At 35.9% G+C, this 20,965-nt stretch carries 13 protein-coding genes; 2 read left to right on the forward strand and 11 right to left on the reverse strand.

The features are described from left to right. Positions 1-74: 74 nt before the first annotated feature. From AC2CGN_RS23170 to AC2CGN_RS23220, 11 genes are all read right to left on the reverse strand, one after another. Positions 75-1,598 (reverse strand): oligosaccharide flippase family protein, encoded by a 1,524-nt coding sequence (locus AC2CGN_RS23170; RefSeq protein ID WP_484516513.1) that lies wholly within the window; start codon positions 1,596-1,598, stop codon positions 75-77. Continuing rightward, positions 1,598-3,421, reverse strand: coding sequence for a polysaccharide biosynthesis protein (locus AC2CGN_RS23175; protein ID WP_484516515.1), 1,824 nt, complete (start codon positions 3,419-3,421; stop codon positions 1,598-1,600). The genes AC2CGN_RS23170 and AC2CGN_RS23175 overlap by 1 nt, the downstream gene beginning before the upstream one ends. Before the next feature lie 22 nt (positions 3,422-3,443). Continuing rightward, the gene (locus AC2CGN_RS23180) at positions 3,444-4,370 is read right to left on the reverse strand and encodes a Wzz/FepE/Etk N-terminal domain-containing protein (RefSeq protein ID WP_484516516.1); all 927 of its coding nucleotides are present in this window, start codon (positions 4,368-4,370) and stop codon (positions 3,444-3,446) included. After that, positions 4,354-5,916 carry an O-antigen ligase family protein gene (locus AC2CGN_RS23185; protein WP_484516518.1) on the reverse strand — a complete coding sequence of 521 codons (1,563 nt, stop codon included), beginning with the start codon at positions 5,914-5,916 and terminating at the stop codon, positions 4,354-4,356. Before AC2CGN_RS23185 ends, AC2CGN_RS23180 begins: the two co-directional genes overlap by 17 nt. Continuing rightward, positions 5,909-6,460: a tetratricopeptide repeat protein gene (locus tag AC2CGN_RS23190; RefSeq protein WP_484516520.1), complete on the reverse strand. Its 552-nt coding sequence runs from the start codon at positions 6,458-6,460 to the stop codon at positions 5,909-5,911. Before AC2CGN_RS23190 ends, AC2CGN_RS23185 begins: the two co-directional genes overlap by 8 nt. Positions 6,461-7,081: 621 nt before the next feature. Further along, on the reverse strand, positions 7,082-11,071 hold the full coding sequence (locus tag AC2CGN_RS23195) for an S-layer homology domain-containing protein (RefSeq protein ID WP_484516522.1): 3,990 nt from the start codon (positions 11,069-11,071) through the stop codon (positions 7,082-7,084). A 444-nt stretch (positions 11,072-11,515) separates the two neighbouring features. Beyond that, the gene (locus tag AC2CGN_RS23200) at positions 11,516-12,229 is read right to left on the reverse strand and encodes a WecB/TagA/CpsF family glycosyltransferase (RefSeq protein WP_286925023.1); all 714 of its coding nucleotides are present in this window, start codon (positions 12,227-12,229) and stop codon (positions 11,516-11,518) included. Next, positions 12,226-13,497: a nucleotide sugar dehydrogenase gene (locus AC2CGN_RS23205; RefSeq protein ID WP_484516524.1), complete on the reverse strand. Its 1,272-nt coding sequence runs from the start codon at positions 13,495-13,497 to the stop codon at positions 12,226-12,228. Before AC2CGN_RS23205 ends, AC2CGN_RS23200 begins: the two co-directional genes overlap by 4 nt. A 270-nt stretch (positions 13,498-13,767) precedes the next feature. Continuing rightward, a complete protein-coding gene (locus tag AC2CGN_RS23210; protein WP_484516526.1) occupies positions 13,768-14,721 on the reverse strand; it encodes a nuclease-related domain-containing protein in 954 nt (317 codons plus the stop codon). A gap of 77 nt (positions 14,722-14,798) precedes the next feature. Then, positions 14,799-15,644 (reverse strand): flagellin N-terminal helical domain-containing protein, encoded by an 846-nt coding sequence (locus AC2CGN_RS23215; RefSeq protein WP_484516528.1) that lies wholly within the window; start codon positions 15,642-15,644, stop codon positions 14,799-14,801. A gap of 239 nt (positions 15,645-15,883) precedes the next feature. Then, positions 15,884-16,357 carry a transcriptional regulator gene (locus AC2CGN_RS23220; protein ID WP_283870748.1) on the reverse strand — a complete coding sequence of 158 codons (474 nt, stop codon included), beginning with the start codon at positions 16,355-16,357 and terminating at the stop codon, positions 15,884-15,886. 211 nt (positions 16,358-16,568) lie between these two features. Between AC2CGN_RS23220 and AC2CGN_RS23225 the strand changes: the two genes are divergently transcribed. Together AC2CGN_RS23225 and AC2CGN_RS23230 are read left to right on the forward strand one after the other, a co-directional pair. Continuing rightward, the gene (locus AC2CGN_RS23225; RefSeq protein ID WP_484516530.1) at positions 16,569-18,143 is read left to right on the forward strand and encodes a hypothetical protein; all 1,575 of its coding nucleotides are present in this window, start codon (positions 16,569-16,571) and stop codon (positions 18,141-18,143) included. Then, complete coding sequence (locus tag AC2CGN_RS23230; RefSeq protein WP_484516532.1) at positions 18,140-20,902, forward strand: DEAD/DEAH box helicase; 2,763 nt, start codon at positions 18,140-18,142, stop codon at positions 20,900-20,902. Before AC2CGN_RS23225 ends, AC2CGN_RS23230 begins: the two co-directional genes overlap by 4 nt. Positions 20,903-20,965: the final 63 nt, after the last annotated feature.

The raw sequence follows: 20,965 nt of genomic DNA on the forward strand, positions 1-20,965 counted from the left end.
AAAAATAAACAGTCTTACATCACTATAAAAGATCGATTATCTCCTAATATTATTAGTAGAATTTAATAATTCTACTATTGTCTACGAAATAACCTTCTAAATTTATCAATTATAACAAAAATTTTATTTTTCTCCTCGCTATTCAAACAAAATAACCACAAGACAAAAAGATAAACAAAACAATAAACTATTATAGTTATTGCTAGTAAAAAGTAGTTATTTAGATTTAATAACTTAACTTTTAAAATATATATAATAAATACAAGGAAAATCACTGGATAAATCATCTCAATCATATTTTTCCAATATAACCATAAATCTAATTTAATTTTAATTCTATAATATATATTAAGAATTATCACATTACCGATAGCTAAGGATATGGCAGTTACAATTGCAGTTCCCTTACTCCCATATATATTAATAATAGGTATAGAAATCAATATATTTAATAAAGAAAATACCAATAAACTTATTGTCCTAAAAGCATAAAGACCCTTTGCTTTCAGTATTATTAGGCCAATATTTTGTATCAATTCAAAAAAGAAAGGAATCATTATAATTATTACTATAAAGTATGCTTCTTTATAGGGAGCTCCTACCCATAATGCAATGAACTCTTTTCCAAATAATATAAACCCACTAAATGCCAAAGCCATTATTATAAATTGATACCGTCCCACATTTACAAATAGTAGATTTAATCTATCCAGATGTTTCTCTTCTGACACAAGCATAGATATTTTAGGCAAATATAAACTACTAATCGCAATGGAAAGCGAAATAAATATAGTTATAAATTGCATAGCCACTGCATATACAGCCACAGTATCAGAGTCCTTTAAAATACCCAGAAGAATTTGGTCTGTTTGCCAATATATCTTATCCGCAATACCTGTTAGTAAAATAAGGGAAGAATATACATATATCTCTTTCTTTAATTTTTTTTCTAAAGGTACAAATGAGACTTTAAGTTTCAAATTAATTTTACAGTAGACAAATGCAGCGAATAATAGGCTGAGGTTTACAATAGTTGTTATAATAACCATTGTAATTAATCCGCCGCCTAACCATAACGCAATTAAACTTAATATTGGAACTAAGATAATCCGAATAATATTATTTGTTTTTAAAAAAAGAAATCGTTCATGTGCTTGCATTACTGAGCTATATACATTCAGTGGAAATGATAGTGCAAAATTAATTATTAAAATAATTATCATTTTCTGAGCTGTCGTAATTTCGCTAGGTGTTAATCCATTTTGAAATATATTAGGTACTTTATTATAAATTAAAAAACCTACAACTACTGTTAGTAAGCTTATAAAACCATAAAACTTTAAAAACTGACCAACTAGATTAGACTCTGATTTAAAATCTCCCGTCCTTCTATTCCGAGCAACATAACGAACAATCGCGTCTCCTAACCCCATATCTAAAAGACTCAAATATGCTGCAACGGATAGAACTAAGGAATATAATCCATAATCTGATTGACCAAGCCACCGTATTAATATTGGTGTATATATTAAGCCTACAATAAATGTTAAGAAAATTGAGATGTACGAAAGTATAGCACCCAACCTTATTTGATTCATTAAACATGTTCCTTTTTTAATATAAATTGTTGGTTATTCGCAATATTAATAAGTAATATTTTCATTTCTTCCTCTCTTAATGTTATAAGAGAGTTAAGCACTTCTTTTAATTCTGTATTAATTAAAGGATTTGCCTTTCCAATATGAATACCTGGAAATATATGTTCCTCTTGAATTTCTTCTTTATTAAGTAGTTCTTCAAACATCTTTTCACCAGGACGCAACCCCGTAAATTCAATCTTTATCTCATCCTCTGAAAATCCAGACAACTGAATTAGATTACGAGCTAAATCCACAATCTTCACAGGTTCGCCCATATCAAGGACAAATATTTCTCCATTCCCTCCAAGGGTACCAGCCTGTAATACAAGACGTGAGGCTTCAGGAATAGTCATAAAATAACGTGTCATATCTGGATGTGTTACAGTGACTGGACCACCAGCAGCGATTTGCTTTTTGAAAAGCGGAATCACTGAGCCTCGTGATCCGAGTACATTTCCAAATCGTACAGCTGCAAAGTTTGTATAGCTTTCTTTTGCTAGGTTCTGAACTACCATTTCAGCTATACGTTTTGTAGCTCCCATAACATTCGGAGGGTTTACTGCCTTATCTGTAGAAATCATTACAAAATTACCAACATTAAACTGGTGGGATGCTTCCGCAACATTTTTCGTCCCAAATATATTATTTTTAACAGCCTCATGTGGATTATATTCCATTAATGGCACATGTTTATGTGCTGCAGCATGATAGACTACATCAGGCCTATAATGTTCAATTACTTCAAAGATTCTTTCACTGTCTTGAATATCAGCAATAATTGGCACTAACTCTGTAAAACCTGAACTTCTTTGTTGTAGTTCCATATGAATTGTATAAATGGAATTCTCCCCGTGTCCTAAAAGGATAAGTCGCTTCGGTTGGAAATTCATCACTTGACGACATATTTCAGAACCAATTGATCCTCCTGCACCTGTCACCAGAATAACTTTATGTGTCAACTTATTAGAAATTGCGACCATATCAAGCTTTACTTCATCTCGTCCAAGTAAATCTTCAATTTGAACCTCTTTCATTTCATTGACTGCCACTTTACCTGTCATTACATCCTCAATACTAGGCATGATTTTTACAGGAAGATTAGTTTCTGCACAATCTTCATAAATACTCTTTATACCAATACGACCAAGCGAAGGGATAGCGATTATGATTTCATCAATTCCATGTTTAACTACAAGTCTCGAAATATCCTTAGTTGTACCAGCCACAGTTACATTCATTACTTTAAGTTGCTGTTTGCTGACATCATCATCAACAAATATAATAGGTAATCGATCTGGGTTCGGAACATGTAATAAATTTCTAACAAGCATTGTCCCACCTTGCCCTGCCCCTACAATTAGAACTCGCTTGAGATTCGCTGTATTCTGAAATGATTCTCGATCATTTAAAACACGTAGAAAAAAGCGAGAGCCACCAATCATAATAATGTGTAACATCCAAGTAATTGCCATAATACGAACATATACATCGTTTTTAATTAAATATTGTATGCCACTAGCAGTTGCAACAGATATTGTAACGGCATAGGCAATTGTTAATAGCTCTCGAACAGATGCAACACTCCACATTCGATTATAGAGATGAAAAAAGTATGCGGCAATATGATGACTAACTAATAGCGTTACAGCACTAACTAAAATAACTTTATCAGAATAGCCTTTGATCGTTGGATTTAATAGCCAATAACTCATAAATATAGCTGATAACACTATACAGGAGTCAATGATAAAAAATAGCATATAACGCATTCGATAACTCATTCAAAGCTGACCTCTCTTATATCTATTTAACTACTGCACTATTCTTCCAATAATGTCTGAAAAATACTAAACCTAGCCCAAGCATCATACCAACCATAAAACCAATTGCTAAATTCAACACTTTGTTTGGTGAAGAAGGTCCTTCAGGTAATGTTGGCTCTGCGATTACTCGAATAAATGGATCTGGTTTAAAACTATCTAAACCTGATTTAACCGACTGATAGTCAGCCAGTGCTTTTCGATATTCTTCTGATTTTGTTTGTATTTGAGCCTGCATTTGTAATAATTGATTTTGTAAACTTCCCGTTACATTAGCTAAAGCCTTTGTTTGTTCTTCAGAGATATTTAATGTAATTTCTGTATTTAGAATTGTTTGCAATATTAACAGCTCTGGCAAATTATTCTCAAGGATTATTTTGTTATATTGTTCAATAATACCATCAATTTCTTTAGTTAAAGTAGTTGATTTTGTATTATAGTTCACTTCCAAATCTTGCAAGGTATTCTGTACAGATTCATTCATCTTTTGTTTCGTTGCTTCCATTAAAATTTGCAATTGTTGTTGAGCTTCTTTTGGTGAACTAGAAGTAAAATTTAATTCAACTAGGCTTTTAGTAGGGTCCGCATCCACTGTTGCAACTAAATTTTTTTCATTGTAAATTATTTTAATGCCTGCTTCACTTAATGCCTGCTTCATAATTGGTTTATTTTGAATACGTTGTGCATAAATAGTTGGTGTAAATTCCGTCGCTACATAGTTAGCCATAATTCCTGTATCTTGCACAGCACTTGCTACTTGTACAACAGCCTTTGATTCATATTTTTCATCTAATACAAACCAGCTTGCAATTCCTGCTAAAAGCATACATACAATTGTACATACTACAATAACAGCTTTTCCCTTCCAAACAATCTCTAGTAACTCTCGTAATTCAATCGTATCTTCCATTTAACTGCTCCTTATTTTTAAATGTCATTGCTAGTACAATACCCGCAATAGCCCACATTACAGCTGATGTCCCTGGCAAGCTATCATTAAATAATGCCTGTATTAAATAAGCACCCCAAGCTATTCCTAGTATCCAAATTATAGATTGATTACTTTTAATAACAACCTTTAATGGATAAAATAATGACATGACCAATAATACGATTGCACATAAAAAACCTATTATTCCTGTACCGTATAACCAGCCAATATAAATGCTATGTGGTTTATCTGTAATAGTATTTTCCTCCCACATGCTTGCACGTGCATCAATATTAAAATGAGGAAAGTTATACATAAATGTATCAAATCCATAACCAAATAATGGTCTTTCTTTTACCAAATCTACAGTTTTAGTCCAAATATAAATTCGTCCTGAACCTGCTCCTAATGCTCTTTCTGGTAAAACAGGTAATTCAAATTTCCTTTCAGCAAACGCCTTCGTCATCCAGTCAAATTCTATATTATTAATTAGGCTTATCGCTGGTGCGGGTTCTTCCTTAACATACGGATTTGATTTCAAGACAAAACCAACCGATTCCGTCCAAACACGAGCATCCTTACTAGCCAGCACATGAAACACAGGTGCACTTGCAACTAAAAAGACTACAATTATTGCAAAGCTTTGCACTCTCTTCTCAAATCTAAATGCTGCCAAAAGTATAACGAGCACCATCGCAGAAACTGTTAAAAACCCACTAGTCGAAAGAGACATTAGCATAACCGCAACAGACATAACTGCAATCACTAAATGTCCTATTGCTCGTCCAATACTTTTCTCTAAAGCTGCTGCTGCCAAAAACATAACAGTCATAATGGCAAACATACCACTCATATAGTTCCACTGGTTTAACGTACCTACCAGAATAGAGCCTTCACCAATATTTGCTCCGACAGGTAAAAATGCCATAACTAATTTTTTAACTGCTGCCTTTTGTAATAAATCATTTCCATAGAAATTCATTGTAATAATAAATAAGTTAATTACTACAAACGGATATAAAGAATATAAAACATAGTTTAATACTTTTTTTGGATAGTCGATATTCATCGCAATAAAGAATAACGCTAAATAACATAACCAACTAATTGCACCATCAGTACGATTGTATTGACCATGCAATGCAATAGAAATGTTTGGTGAAAAAATTGTTGATAACACAATTGCTACAGCAAATGCTCCTATTGCATAATTTAGTTTAGTTTTTCGAACTTTACCGTTCATAAATAAAATTTTGGCCAAGAACATAATCCCTGCTAATACTGTTATAACTAATACAGCTAACGCTTTATAGTGCGTAAAAAGGTCACCCTTTGTTCCACCTGTTAGTGCACTTACATTAGTTATCATTGGTGATTGAACCTCAACTACGCTCGCCATAACGATTAAAGGTACAATTCCGATGACAATAAGAAGTAGCCCAAAAATCCATTTGTCTACAGATTTTTGAGATTGTATATCTTCTTCAGTATCACGATAGGCGACTTTTTCGTAGAACTTACTCATTTTTAGTACCTTCCTTTAATTGCGAATTTTCTATATGGGCTAGCAATGTTGTTATCTGCTCCTGATAATTAGGGATATCTTCTGGTGCCCAAGCAGATTCTTGGCAGCGTAAGAGAACAGTTTTAGCTTCCTCAAATCTCTCTGCACCTACAAAAATTTCTCCTAATTGAATCATAAATGTTGGATCTTCCACCTTATGTGGGTTAATATCTAAGACTTTTTGCATATGAATTGCGGCTGGCTTCATATCGCCATTTTGTGCAAAGATTAAAGCTGCTGCATAATTTGCCATCTCTGAATTAGGCTCTTTTTTCAGAACTTTTTTAATGGCGTCTGCTGATCCAGCTAGGTCACCAGTCGATTGGAGCTGAATAGCTTGTGTATATAAGGCTTCATTTATTTTAAATTTGTCATCTTGCTTATTGGCCATCACATTTGCCACAATTAGACCAATTACAACAAATGCCACCAAGCCCGATAATATATATTTTCTAATTGGTTCAGTAAATGTCATTGTAACTCTACCCTTCTCACACTTTGTCATTTTTTCGCATATGGTTATTATACTATAAAATAGCATCCACATGTAGGGTAGACTACCAGTTAATAATAGATATTGTTACTTTTAAGAGAATTTATTTGAAATTAAGTGTACTTAAATAAAATTATTTGTTCCGAACGGAGGTTACAAGCAATCAAGAATTATGAATTGCAAAAAAATTTAAATGATCTAAGTTTCGTTATATTTTGTTGTTTTAATAAATACCAGCAAATTAATTGAATATCCACTAACTAAAATCTAATCACCCCCTCTTCTTACTCTGTCATAAAAATAGTTACTATAACCCACTTTCTTTTCTTTGCCCACGAAAGATTCAATAGAAATATTTTTACTTTTCATAAAAAAGAGTATCCATTTGTATGTATAACAACATACATCACCATTAGTATTGCCTATTATTTTATAATATGACTATAAATTATATAGAAAAAGCGACACAAAGAGATTATTTTTAATATCATGCCTAAAAAAAGATTTTATAGAATTTAATAACTTTTCATAACTTATACATATGAATATTTCATGCAAAAAGACTCTATAGAGAAATATCTCTATAGAGCCTTTTTTAATTTAGATACTAGATTCAAAAATAGTATTTGAAAATTAGTATTTACGTGTAATAGTACTTGAACCACCAATAGTTGGATTCACTACTAATGAGTATTCTTTAGTAACACCATTTTTTGTAAGTGCTACATATAAAGTTTTACCAGCAACTGGAGATGTAAATGTTACAGTTGCAGCATCACCTGAAGTAACACTTACAGTGCCACTACCTGTAGTTGTACCATCAGTTACTGAAATATCATTATTTGTTAAGTTAGAGCCAGTTACAAAAGTTAAAGTAATTGTATCGCCTGAAGTTGTAACTACTGATGTTAATGTTTCAGTTGTAATAACTGGTGTATTACTTAAAACATTATTTCCAATTGTAGGTCCATTCACAGAACCAATAGTTGTAATAAAGTCAATAATACCAGTACCGTTACCAGTAACTTCAGTACCACTTACTTTAACAATTAATTCTTTAATAGTTGATGCAAGAATATTTACACGTTCAGCTTTTTCTAAGAATACACGCTCAAATACTGATCCATTAATAAGGTTAAATGTTTCTTTAGCGTCTGTGTGAACATACGCGTTACCATTTAATTTAACGTTATCTGCTGTAAATTTACGTACAGTTTTTTGATTTTGGTAATCAGAAGATGAACCTTGACCACCAACAGTTAAAGTACCAAATACATCTGCATTTTTAACTGTAACGTTATCTGCATTTATATAAATGTCAACTTTTTTAGTTGAACTTCCTACTAAACCTTGAGTTGGCACTGAAGGTGTAGCATTTGAATATGCACTAGCAAAATCATAAGAAGCGTTAGGGTTTGTTAAATGGATTTTCGCACCATCTTTAAATTGAATAGCAGATGTTACGCCAGAGTTTTTCACAGTTGTTGGTGTTGAATCTTTAGCAAGTGTGAATGTTACTTCTTTACCTAATAATTTTACAGTTGGATTACTTTCAAAAGTTGTTTCAGAAATATCAACTAAAGATCCACTTTCATAGAACTTAGTATTTGCTCCGCTATAGTCAACATCACGAACTGTTACACCATCATTTAATAATAGTAATAAACGGTTGTTTTCAAGATCTGTTGCGATAACTTTACCAGTTACAGGTACTCCTGGTTGTACACCTTCATTATTGCTTAAGTTAAATACAGCTGAAGCTGTTAAGTTTTGTGGTAATGATGGAGTATTAGCACTTGCAGTTGCAGTTACTGTTGTACCACGTGTTGCTTTTACATAGACTGTTGCTTTACCATCAACAGCATCAATTGGGAATGGAGACGTATTAGCGCTACCCATATTTACATAACCAATTGGTTGTGCACCAGCAACTAATTTACCATTAACAACATCTTTTGCTGCATATACTTCAGCACCAGCAAATGTAGATGTGAATTGGAATGTTACACGTAGATTTGATTGATTGTAAGTGTTATATGGTTTGTTGTTTTGATCCACTGTTTGATATGTGAACGCAGCTAAATCTCCAACACTTACAGTTTTTTCATCTTTACCATCTACAGTTAAAGTAGCTGATTTAACAATTGCATCACCAAAGTAAGCAATGCCACCAACTTGTTGTAAATCGTTTTTATCTAATCCAGCTTTATCGCCTGTTTCAGTGAATACAGTTGGTGTTGCGTATGCATCTTTTGCACCAATTAAAGTGAATGCTACTTCACCTTTTGCGTTAGTAGCTAGGTTAGCAACTACTTTATCTGCATTATATGCATTCTCAGTTAGACGGTGAATTGAGTTAGAATTTTTATCTACTAAATAAACAGGACCGCTATTTGTTTTCACACCAGAACCAATTTCTACAGATACGCGTACTTGTGTTCCAGTTGGTGCAAGATTACCTTTTTCATCTTTTAATACAGCTTTATAATCACGTCCACCTGCATTGAATAGAGCGTCAGCTAATTGTTTAGAAGCTGAGTCACCGTTAGGAATATTGTAGTATGTGTGAACTGATTTTGTAGCTGAGAAAAGACTGTTAAATCCTGGAACTGTAACGTTAGTATTAACGAATTTTTGAGTGAATCCTGCTGGTACAATTTCACCTGCACGTAATGGACTATTTTGGTTAATTAAAGTTGCATTAGCTGGAAGTGTCGCATTATTTGCAAGAATAGCTAGGTGTCCTGCTCCATCACGGTATAATTTGTCGCCAGCTGCATTTTCATACGTATATGTTGAAACATTTGAATTTAAGCTACCAATGTAAGCAGCTGCATATTCAGTTCCAACTGAATCTAAAGTTAATTGTAAGTTTTGGATTTTACCGAATGTTAATTTTGGTGCCTCTGCAAATAATTCAGTTGGGTTGAAACGACCACGGTTACCTGTTGCATTTTGTGGGTTCTCTTTATTATCCACAAACACGATTGGCGTAACGTCAGCATTGCTACCTGTTAATGTAACGATTGCTTCACCATTTTTATCAACTGGAATTTTCACAACTTTAATACCTTGGTTTTGATCACCTAAAGATGTTGTAAATTGAGCTGGATAACCTAAGTTTTTACCATACGCATCAATTACATCTACAGTTTTTACTGCTTTATCAGGTGCTACATCAATATTTTCTTTGTAAGCAATATTTACGTAGTTACCTGCTGGGTATACTTGACCATTTTCTGTGAATGCAGCAGTATAGCCTTCTGTGTGGTATAGAGCAGCTTTAATTTTATATTGCTTTTTAGCGCCATTATTTACTGAGTTACCTGTTGTTAATTCAGTAATTGTTAATGGTTTAATAGATGCCCAGTATACTTTTGCAAATGAACGTACTGAAGCTTTACCAGTTGAGTATGCTTGTACTTCATCAGAAGAAGCGATTTGTTGGCTAGTTTGTGCATAACGAGTGTAAGTATAAGTTGCTACACCATCTGCATTTGTTGTTGATTCAGCAATGATTGGTTGGTTTAGTGTACCTGTGCTATTATCACCATAGTTATTGATGATGTTGAATGTTACAGGAATACCTTCTTTAGATTGACCTTCAGCAACAGTTACTTTAGCTTTAACAGTTACTTGGTTACCTACAACCTCTTGTTGAGATTTTTCAACGATGTCGATAGCAGTTGGAATTACAGCTTCTACACCTTTGAATTTACCAATTTCTTCACCGTTTAAAGTTACAGTGTATTCTTTACCTACTTCTTGAGCAGCTGTAGTTAAAACAACAACTTTTTTGTTAGATTGTTTTACAGCAGCATTTTTAACTTCTAAACCTTCAATTTTGAAGTCAAGATCTTTGATGTTTCCAACTTCTTCATCGAATGTTACTTCAACAGTTGTGTTGTTGATAGCTTTAACAGTAGCGTCTACATCTACTGCGATATCAAGGTTGATTGTACGGTATAGGAATGAAGCAAATTGACCACGAGTGATTGAATCAGCTGGTTTGAATGCTTTACCAGGTAGGTTAGCAGCATTTGTAAGCTCAGCATATTCTAAAGCAGTGATAGCTTCACGTTGTTCAGCAGAGTAAGCAGCACCTAGGTCAGAGATTTCGCTCTTGAATCCAGCTTCTTTGTACTCAGCAATTAAATCTAAGTCATAGATTTCGTTGATAGCACGTACTAATACAACTGCCATTTGTTGACGTTGCATGTTTTGTGTGTAATTTAAGTTGCCGTTTGAACCAGCGAATACGCCTGCATCTTTAGCAAGTGCAGCATATTTAACTAATTCTTTTTCAGCTGTTAATGGAAGATCCTTGAAGCGTTGAGATGTTTCCCAATCAGATGGAGCTTCATAACCTTCAGTTTCTAACCAACGACCTAATAATTTAACCACTTGACCACGGTTAATTGTTTGGTTTGGTTTGAATGTACCGTCAGCGTATCCATTGATGATACCAGCATCAGAAAGAGCATTGATTGCATCTTTATGAGTATTGTTTTCTACATCTGTGAATCCTGCAGCAGAAGCCACTGGTACGATAGCAGAAGCTACTAATGTAGCTGTCGCAGCTGTAGCTACGAATTTTTTGTATTTCTTTGGTTGGTTAGCCATAGAAAAATTTCCTCCTCTAAGTTCAAAAATTATGTCTCTACTACATAGAAATGCAGTAAATAAACAACTACACATAAAAGTATAGTAGTATCCCTAAAAGTTGTCAATCATATTTTGGGAAAGTTTCTAATTAGTTTCCGGAAAAATAAGGACACACAACTCTCTTTTACCATTGTTATCTATTTGCGCTATTTTTTCAAGTGATATTACGCAACTTTTCCAACAAAATTCTGATACCCTATCAATAAATGTTCAAAAATTCTAGTGTTGCACATATTAAAGCACGAAAAAAGCTCAAGCATATAAATGCTTGAGCTTTTTTCGCTTGGGCTACCAACCGTTGTTTCCTTGCAGGGAATTCTATTTATTTCATAGAGGAAATTCCTATACACATACAGTCTAACACTTTCATTCTAAAACGACAATACCAATTTTCAAAAATTACTAATGTTTCTTTCTAGCAACTTCCAATAAAAATAATGGAAGAGCGATTTGACGCTTGATACGCTTGGGTTCCTTCAATAATCTGTAAAACCATTCAAGGCCAAATTTCTGGAAAATTTCTGGTGCTCGCTTCACTGTGCCTGCGAGTACATCAAATGATCCCCCCACACCTTGATAAATAGTCGGATGCAATTGATCTCGATTTGCGTTTATCCAATTTTCCTGCTTGGGACTGCCCATTGCAACAAAAAGTAAATCAGGCTGTGCTTCGTTAATACGGTCGATTACCTTTTGTTCATTTTTTTCATAGCCGTCCTGTGTGCCGACTATTTTAATAGAAGGAAATAATGATTCTAGCTTTGCTTTAGCTGCATCTGCCACACCAGGCTTGCCACCATAAAGGAAAATAGGCTTGCCTCGTTTTGACGCTTCCTCGCACAGCTTCATCATCATATCAACACCTGTAACGCGTTCACGTATTTGCCCTTTTTGGATCTTTGAGGCAAGTATAACACCTATGCCATCAGGAATTTGAAATTCCGCTTCGTTTAGAAGTTTCTTGAGAGCAGGGTCCTCTTTTGCTTTAATGATTTTTTCTGGGTTGATGGCAACGACAAGCGCCTTTTGCTTTTTTTCAATGCGTTCAAATGCCAATTCCATTAATTCATCGTAGCCTTCTGTATTGACGTTTATGCCAAGTACTGTTTCCTTCATCGGTTTTTCGCATCTCCTAATAGGTGGAACTGGAAGCCTGCATCCTCCCATTTTTCACGGTTTAAGCAATTTTTCGTATCGAAGACGATTTTTGATTGTGCTGTGATATCCGCAGCATTTAATGCCTTGAATTCATTATGATCTGTTAGAACCACAATGATATCTGCATCTTTAGTTGCTTCCTGTAAGCTTTGTGTTTGTGTAGCATGCTTGTTCTCTTTAATATGTGGATCGTATGAAATAACCTCTAATCCAAGGTTTTGTAATTCTTCAATAACAATTGTTGATGGGCTTTCGCGCATATCATCGACATTTCCTTTGAAGGCTAGTCCAAGTACTGCCACTTTTCCACCAGCAATTTTGTTTTGATTTAAGATAGCCTGTGTTTGTTGTGCTGTAAAGCTCGGCATACTATCATTCGTATTACGTGATAGATGAATAATTTGTGCCTGCTCGCCCCCAAGCTCTACTAAGAACCATGGGTCAACAGCAATACAGTGACCCCCTACACCTGGTCCTGGGAAGTGGACATTCACACGTGGATGGTAGTTTGCGAATTTAATCGCCTCCCAAATATTAACGTCCAGTTTCTCTGCTAATTTTGCTAGCTCATTAGCAAATGCAATATTCACATCACGATAAGTGTTTTCCATTACTTTCACAAGCTCAGCTGTTGTTGCATCTGTTAGGTGGATTGTTCCATTAACAAATGTTTGATAAAGCTCTTTTGTCATTAGTGCAGATTGTTCATCAATACCACCAACGATACGGTCGTTGTTCACTAATTCCTCGAAAATGCGACCTGGAATTACACGTTCTGGGGAGTGAGATACAAATAAATCCACACCAAATTCAAGATTTGCCTTGATTAGTTCAGGCAGCATCACATGTTCCACTGTTTTCGGAGGTACTGTTGATTCAAGAATTACAAGGTTGCCTTTTTTCAAGTATGGCACGATTGAAGCTGTAGCTTGACGTACATATTCTAAATTTGCTGTATTGTCAGGATTAATCGGCGATGGAACCGCAACGATAAATACATCTGCTTCCTGAGGCGTTGTTGATGCTGTAAGGAAACCTTCATCAACGGCTTTGTTCAAACGCTCCTGCAGGCCATTTTCTTCTATATGAAGTTTTTTATCTTGAATACTTTTTACTGCTGCTGGGTTTACGTCCACCCCATGTACTTTTATGCCGTGGTTGGCAAACATTACAGCCGTTGGTAAACCGATATAGCCAAGTCCAACGACACAAATTGATTTTGTCATTCTCTATTCTTCCTTCCGTTATCAAAAACGAGTAGTTATATATGTTCTGTAAATGTATCATACATTTTTGTTCTGCATTATAGTATACATCTTTCAAAGGAAAGTGTGAATCAATTTGTTATATTGAAGAGGCTTTCTGTGTCTGATTAGCAAAAGTTTTGTTTGTTAGCGGCGGAATTATGAGTTTTAGTGGCGATTTTCACAAGTTAAGTGGCGCAAGCAGAGGTTTTAGCGGCGTTCCACACAAAATAAGTGGCGGAACTTAAACAATTAGCGGTGATTCAAATATAAACTGGATAAATTGTACTGCCTATATCGATCTGAACCAGTACTAGTTGCACATACTTTTTGTAAAATGCGTTTTACAACATATTGACTTTCAATTTTTAAAAATTCTCGACATTCCCCATTCATAATCGTATCTCCAATAAGCATGTAATAATCCAGTAGTGCCTGTATATGTGCGTTTGTACATTTATTTTGGCAATGCTGACAATACCAAGTCATGCGTAACTTCAACATGCCAAACTGACCACAGCTCTCACAATAAACGCCTTGTTGCAAAGCCGAACTGTCAATCTGATAATAATGGCAAAGCGGAAATGGTGTTCTATGCTGTAACTGCGACAAAATAATTTGTTTTATTTCTGTTGTTGTCTCTTTGCTTTTTTCTATATGTTTATGCAGAAATAACGGTAGCTCTTTTGCCATTATTATAGGCAGCCCCTCATACGCTCTAAGAATATGTACATTATTAAATGGGAACACAACAGCCCCATATACAGGTATCGTAATATGATGCTTTCCTAAAAAATGCTTCAATCCTTGGATATATTGTTCAAGCTGTATTTCAGGATGTGTAAAGACTTGTACTTCTCCTATTTCAGAAGTACGAATGAGCTGACGAGGATTATTTTTAAAATGGACTGTTCCTCGAATGTTTTTGATTTCTAGTATTATGATAGCGTTGGGGACGATGATTAAAATATCAATTTGCATGGGAAAAACAGAGGGAAGCATAACATTGTGGAAAATGTAACATTCATTAAGGAGGGCCATTTGCAGTAGCTCTTTCACTACATATTGCTCACCAAAATCACCCGCTTCTTTATTTTTAAGTTCACGCTGAAGTTTTTGATATTGTGGATGAGTGGGGTGTAAACGAGTCACAAGCGCTTGAAGTCCTTTTGTCAACGGGGATGGTTCGAAGGGTTTTATGATCAATTAATACTCTCCTTTTCTATAGTATCAGTCGCTTTTTAATCTTTTCTCTGATTCACCTAAATAAAAAGGAATCACCATTAATATCGGGGATTCCTCATTGTTCCACTTTCAAGTAATTTTAAAATGGACTGTGCCTGCTGCATATGCATTGCCAGCACATATTGACTCGCCTGCATTAAAATTTGCGCTTTGACCATGTTCATCATTTCTTTTGCGATATCTGCATCACGAATACGGGACTCGGCTGCTTGTAAATTTTCTGCAGTGTTCACGTTCACATTATAGGCATGCTCTAGACGATTTTGATAGGCACCTAGTCGAGAACGCTCGTTTGATACTCGTTTTAAAGCCTCGTCCATTGTAGAAATGGCTTTATCAGCATCTTCTTGGGTTGCTATAGAAGCATCCTTCAAGCCTAGTGCCTCTGAGCCCATACCATTAATGAACAGCTCAATGTTTTGACCTGAATTTGCCCCTGCCTGAATTTTAATGCCCTTTGTAGCATGATCCCCATTCAGTAATGTTTTTGTATTAAATTCTGTATCAGTTGAGATGCGTTGGATTTCCTTTTTTAACTCTTGGAACTCAAGCTCAAGCTTTTGCCTGTCATCGTCTGTCAATGTATCATTGGCTGCTTCAATTGCTAACTCACGCATACGCTGGATCATATCATGTGTCTCATTCAATGCCCCTTCAGCTGTTTGCACAAGTGAAATTCCATCCTGAATATTTTTTGCAGCCATATTCAGTCCACGAATTTGGGCACGCATTTTTTCAGAAATCGCAAGTCCTGCAGGATCATCGGCTGCACTATTGATTCGGTAGCCAGAAGAAATTCGAAGCATGGCCCTGCTCATAGTATCGTAATGCCTGTTCATATTATTCAAAATTGACATACCTGTAGCTGACCACTTTCCAAGCATGATTTCACCACCTTTATTGTTCTTTATATCGGAATACCTAAAAATCTTTTTAGTCTTTTTGGTAATGTATTCTAATTTAATGGGTTTTATATAGTAAAAATTTCTAATTTATTCTTACCATTTTAACTTTAGACCTAGTCGTAATTGCGTCCAATTTTTTTTCGAGCGCGGGCGTTAGTATATAAAAGCACCCGCTTCTCGTATACGAAAAGTAGGTGCCTAACTAAAATACCGTGTATTCAATTTTCGAAACCCCCAGGTTGATGGCTCTTTTGATGTAGAAGCTCAAAAAAGAGTGTTTTATTATGATCTAGTAATGCCTGATCAATTAAATAATCTAGGTTTTTTTGCTCCAATTCTGCAATAAGCTGATCGATTTCACCAGCAGTTACAGAGGAAATAAGAGGTAGCTGTGGCTTTGGTGTAGCGTTTTCAAGAATTGGTGCTAGATGCTCGTGAACATTTGTGATTAGTAATAATTGATATAATGGTAATCGAATAAAGCGATTACCCTTTTGGAAAACAAAGACCTCAGATAAATTTTCAATTTGCTGAGTATTCAAGTTGATAATCATCTCTTTACCTTCTATGGGAATGAAATGGAAAATCTCATTCTCTTTTAAAATAGAGAAATATTGATAAGCAAATACGAGACGTAATTTGTCTCCCGTGATTTTTGTATAGAATGGCTTCATATATTGAACTTGCATCATCCTTCATCCCTCCCTATTTATCTGATTATTCAGATTTTAACACAAATCAATTAGCTTGTTAACTATCTGAACCATGATTTTTTTCTTTCTAACCATTCAGCTTATCATGTACGGATTTTAATCGTATAATGGAAGGACAGTCTTTTTTCTTCCATACGTAGATGCTAAAAAAGCATAAGCCACTAGCTATATTTTTGAAAGGAGTGAGGTTATGGCATTGTCTATTTCTCAAATAGCTAAGGAGCATCAAGAATTTGTCCTTACCAAATTGAAGGAAGCTGAACAGGCGTTACACCCTTCCTCTACTGAAGACGAAGAGCTAGTGCGTCGTGCTGTTTTTTCAGTACGGAACAAATCAGTGATATTTGAACGTTTTAATGGGGCAAGTTCTATATTATATGCAAGCGTACAGGATGTCAGACCTGCCTCAGTAGAAATCGATTTTGCTAATGAGCATTTAAGCTGTAACTGCCCTCAGCTAAAATGGTGTCGGCATCAGGTAGGTGCATTGCTCGCCCTTTATCAATATTTTGATTCTGTTCAAAACTGGTCCAGTGCTTGGCGCTCCCAAAAAACAGTTCAGCTCAAATTTTTAGCAGATGAACGTAGTCCGGAAAGCTGGCAGCGAATGGTCCATGAAGTGATGCGTCGCCTATTACCACCAGGTCGTATTTTAGAGGGCTACGGTATCTCTGCAATACGAACAGATGTATTAGAACGACTTCAACGTCATATGCCCTTCGAACGTGAATGGCAGCCACTTTATAAGCTTTTTGTAGAGCTTTCGATCTTTAATACCATTTGGCGTCATGTCAATGAAACACAAGGACATTCAATCGATTCTCCATATATGAAATATTTTATTGATCAAAGTGTTCAATCATTGGAAAGTATACTGACAGAGCTAACTGGGCGATCACGACTTTTTGCCACTGATCCATTTTATGATGCACTTCAGCATTTAGTGAGAGAAATTTTATTGGAGCGTCAAGGATTATTTGCTAATCGATTACAAATATATATGCTTCTGTGGGCGGTATTATTTTATGAGAAGCCAAGGCGTGAACAGGAATTAGCACTCTTAAACAAACTTGATGAGCCTTCCTCAGAGATCTCTTTACAGTCATTAAAAATGCTATTTTATGTACTGTTACAAAAAGAAGAATTATTGCAAGAGGGTATTTCACATATTCAGTTGCAGCAAATGGCTGATTTAGTTGAGCTTGCTACGTTTGCAAAAAGAGCTGGTGAGTTACCTGCTCAAACGATTATACTGCGAGCCATGCTACCATTTACTGAAGTGTTTCTACAGCAAATTGTGCCAGTTGTTCAGAGAGCACAATATGTACGGCAATTCCAGCTTTTGTATGAAGATATACAGCTCACAGACGAAGAGGAGGCCCTCTTGTATAGTGCCTTTGGTGTTTATGGGCTTCAGCCATTTTCATTCTTTCTAATTAAAAAAGGACGTTATCAGGATTGGGCTGCCCTTCACCAATTAAATCCTTCTTCTCTATCTTATTTAGAAATGTGTGGATTAAAGGATGTTCTACAAGTTGCCCCAGCGACTGTAATGCCCTTATACCATCTATATGCCATGGCTGAAATAACGCAAAAATCTCGCATGAACTATAAGCAAGCAGTTCGAATTTGGAAAAGTATGCGCAGCGCTGCAAAACGGGCTGGCAAAGTGGCTTATTTTGAAACCTATATGCAAACAATTCGTAGTGAATTTAAACGACTTCGTGCATTACAGGAAGAAATTGAGAAAGGAAACTTAGGATGATGACTATCAATGCTCCTTCCCCATTTTCAAAAAAACTACAGCTTCAGATTGAAGTCGCTCAGGAAGGTTATTTTACATTACAAGGCTTTACAGCTGATGACGTGGCACTAGAAGCAGATGCACTTATTTCTTCATTATTTTTTAACTATGAAGAAAATGTCTATGGTTTGTTAAGTAATCGGACAGATTTTACTGTTGAAGTTTCCTCGTCAGAGCTTCTTGATATAGTTTCACCACGCTATCAGCATCCATTTATAGAGTGGCGTGGAAAAAATACTGAGAGTAACATTTGGCTAGAAAAAATCTCAATTTTGCAAGCGTATTGGCAAGAGCCAAAACTTTGGTCATACGCCGATATAGCAGATGACTTTTCCGCGCTGACTTTCTCTATTGCAGGTATAGATACAGCATTATTAGAAATAGCTGTTCAGCAAAAGCTCAATCATGCTGGCCTTGTATTAGCTGATTTACCAAAGCTGATGCCATTTTTCCAACGTGGTGGCTGGCCATTAGAACAGAATCGTCAGGCTGGTGCAATTACAGTCTCCTTACGCTTGAGTGAACCGGAGGAGGATGCAGATGTTTGGCTTTTAGAAACAGTCCTTAGCACTGCTACAACTAAAAACTATTGGACACCTGCCATTCGTAAGCAGTCTCATCCAATAGTTGAAGCCCTACCTGTAAAATGGCAGATATTCGCTGAGGACATTGAACAGCAGCAAGCCCAAATTGCTGAGCTTCTTTCCTTAGAAGAGTTACGTAGTGATATTTTTATCCGAGTGATGTTAGAGGATTTACAAGTACGAACTTTTTTACGTGAGGATCTGGCTAGATTACAGGCGCTGGGCTATGAGGTGGTACTTCCCGCTTGGCTTAAGGATTTAAAGCAATCCAAAATCCGTGTACGTGTGAGTACTGGTAATATAGCAACCAAAAGGGTAGCTGGGCTAGATGATATCTTAACATTTAAATGGCAATTTTCAATGAATGGACAATCCATTTCACCTGAACAATTTAAAAAGCTTGTAGATGAAAAACGTGAATTTATTCGTATTGGTACCGAATGGTTTCGAGTGGATGCAAACTGGATGCAGGAAATGCGAGCACTGATGCAGCAAGCAGAGGATGAGAGTTGGACAGTTCGTGAATTGCTCTTCCATGAGTTGCCAGAAAGCTTATCTTCCCCCCCTGAAGAAGAGGAAGCTGATGATGAAATGCGAGATGATCCAATTTTTGCATTCGAGTTACAGCAATCCCTTAAATCCTATATGGAGCAGCTTCAGGAGAAAAAGGGTCTTCCAACAGTACCAGCTCCTTCAACATTACAGACTGAATTACGGCCCTATCAACAGGAGGGCTTTGAATGGCTTGTCTTTATGCGTGAACAGGGCTTTGGTGCATGCTTAGCTGATGATATGGGTCTTGGAAAAACGGTTCAGCTTATTTCTTATTTGCTTCACCTTTATGAAACAGCCGATCTTACAAAGCCCTCTATTATCATTTGTCCTACGTCAGTACTGGGTAACTGGCAAAAGGAGATTGCCCGCTTTGCGCCTTCGTTAATTGTGCATACACATTATCAGGCCAATCGAGCAAAGGAGGATGTATTTAAACAGCTAGTGGAAAGAGATAAACCACATGTGATTTTATCAACTTATGGTACCGTTTCACAGGATGCAAACTTTTTGCAAGAGATGAATTGGGCAACAGTTGTACTTGATGAGGCGCAAAATATTAAAAATATGCAGACATTACAATCAAAATCGATCCGTAAATTACATGGTGCTCACCATATTGCACTAACAGGAACGCCTGTTGAAAACCGTTTATCTGAGCTTTGGGCAATATTTGACTTTATTCATAGGGGATACCTTGGTAGCTTTGGTCGTTTTAATGAAGAATTTATTTTACCAATTGAAAGAGATGAATCAGAGTCTCATAAACAAAAGCTACGTGCAAAAATACAGCCTTTCTTATTGCGTCGTACAAAAAGGGACCCGAATTTACAGCTTAATTTACCAGATAAACAAGAATCTCATGCTTATTGCCCATTAACAACTGAGCAAGCGTCTCTCTATGAAGGATATATTCTAGAAACGCTCGATCAGCTTGAGCAATTAACAGGCTTTCAGAAAAAAGGGCGCGTTTTAAAGATGCTCAGTAAATTAAAGCAATTATGTAATCATCCTGCCTTGTATTTAAAAGAACCTTTCGAGGATGCTGAAACAATGCTAACACGCTCTACCAAATTAGAGCGTATCGTGCAAATGGCAGCAGAAATCGTGGACAATGGGGAGCAGTGTCTCATTTTTACACAATATATAGGAATGGGTCAATTACTCCAGCACTGCTTTAGCGAGCTATATAACGTTGATGCACCATTTTTAACTGGCGCAATGCCTAAGCAACAGAGAGATCGCTTAGTTGAGGCTTTTCAGGCAGGAGATTTCCCTATATTTATCCTCTCCTTAAAAGCAGGTGGAACAGGGCTGAATTTAACTGCTGCAAATCATGTTTTACATGCAGATCGCTGGTGGAACCCCGCTGTGGAAAATCAAGCGACAGATCGTGCATATCGAATTGGCCAAACACAATTTGTGCAAGTGCATAAGTTTGTGACGATTGGAACAATTGAAGAAAAAATTGATAAAATGCTGGTGCAGAAATCTGCATTATCAGAAGAATTAATTCAATCAAGTCAGTGGTTAACTGAACTTGAAGATGATGAGCTTCGAGCATTAATGACACTTGATTTTTAATTATTTAGATGCGCCAAGAGCAAAAATGTTCTTGGCGCTCTTTTAGTTTTGAGAATATCAGTG

The organism is Lysinibacillus sp. DFXJR4 (genome assembly GCF_057196045.1).

Bases quoted from the DNA above. Each gene is read 5' to 3' on its own strand.
- AC2CGN_RS23170 (WP_484516513.1), bottom strand. From the start codon at position 1,598: ATGAATCAAATAAGGTTGGGTGCTATACTTTCGTACATCTCAATTTTC.
- AC2CGN_RS23175 (WP_484516515.1), bottom strand. From the start codon at position 3,421: ATGAGTTATCGAATGCGTTATATGCTATTTTTTATCATTGACTCCTGT.
- AC2CGN_RS23180 (WP_484516516.1), bottom strand. From the start codon at position 4,370: ATGGAAGATACGATTGAATTACGAGAGTTACTAGAGATTGTTTGGAAG.
- AC2CGN_RS23185 (WP_484516518.1), bottom strand. From the start codon at position 5,916: ATGAGTAAGTTCTACGAAAAAGTCGCCTATCGTGATACTGAAGAAGAT.
- AC2CGN_RS23190 (WP_484516520.1), bottom strand. From the start codon at position 6,460: ATGACAAAGTGTGAGAAGGGTAGAGTTACAATGACATTTACTGAACCA.
- AC2CGN_RS23195 (WP_484516522.1), bottom strand. From the start codon at position 11,071: ATGGCTAACCAACCAAAGAAATACAAAAAATTCGTAGCTACAGCTGCG.
- AC2CGN_RS23200 (WP_286925023.1), bottom strand. From the start codon at position 12,229: ATGAAGGAAACAGTACTTGGCATAAACGTCAATACAGAAGGCTACGAT.
- AC2CGN_RS23205 (WP_484516524.1), bottom strand. From the start codon at position 13,497: ATGACAAAATCAATTTGTGTCGTTGGACTTGGCTATATCGGTTTACCA.
- AC2CGN_RS23215 (WP_484516528.1), bottom strand. From the start codon at position 15,644: ATGCTTGGAAAGTGGTCAGCTACAGGTATGTCAATTTTGAATAATATG.
- AC2CGN_RS23220 (WP_283870748.1), bottom strand. From the start codon at position 16,357: ATGATGCAAGTTCAATATATGAAGCCATTCTATACAAAAATCACGGGA.
- AC2CGN_RS23225 (WP_484516530.1), top strand. From the start codon at position 16,569: ATGGCATTGTCTATTTCTCAAATAGCTAAGGAGCATCAAGAATTTGTC.
- AC2CGN_RS23230 (WP_484516532.1), top strand. From the start codon at position 18,140: ATGATGACTATCAATGCTCCTTCCCCATTTTCAAAAAAACTACAGCTT.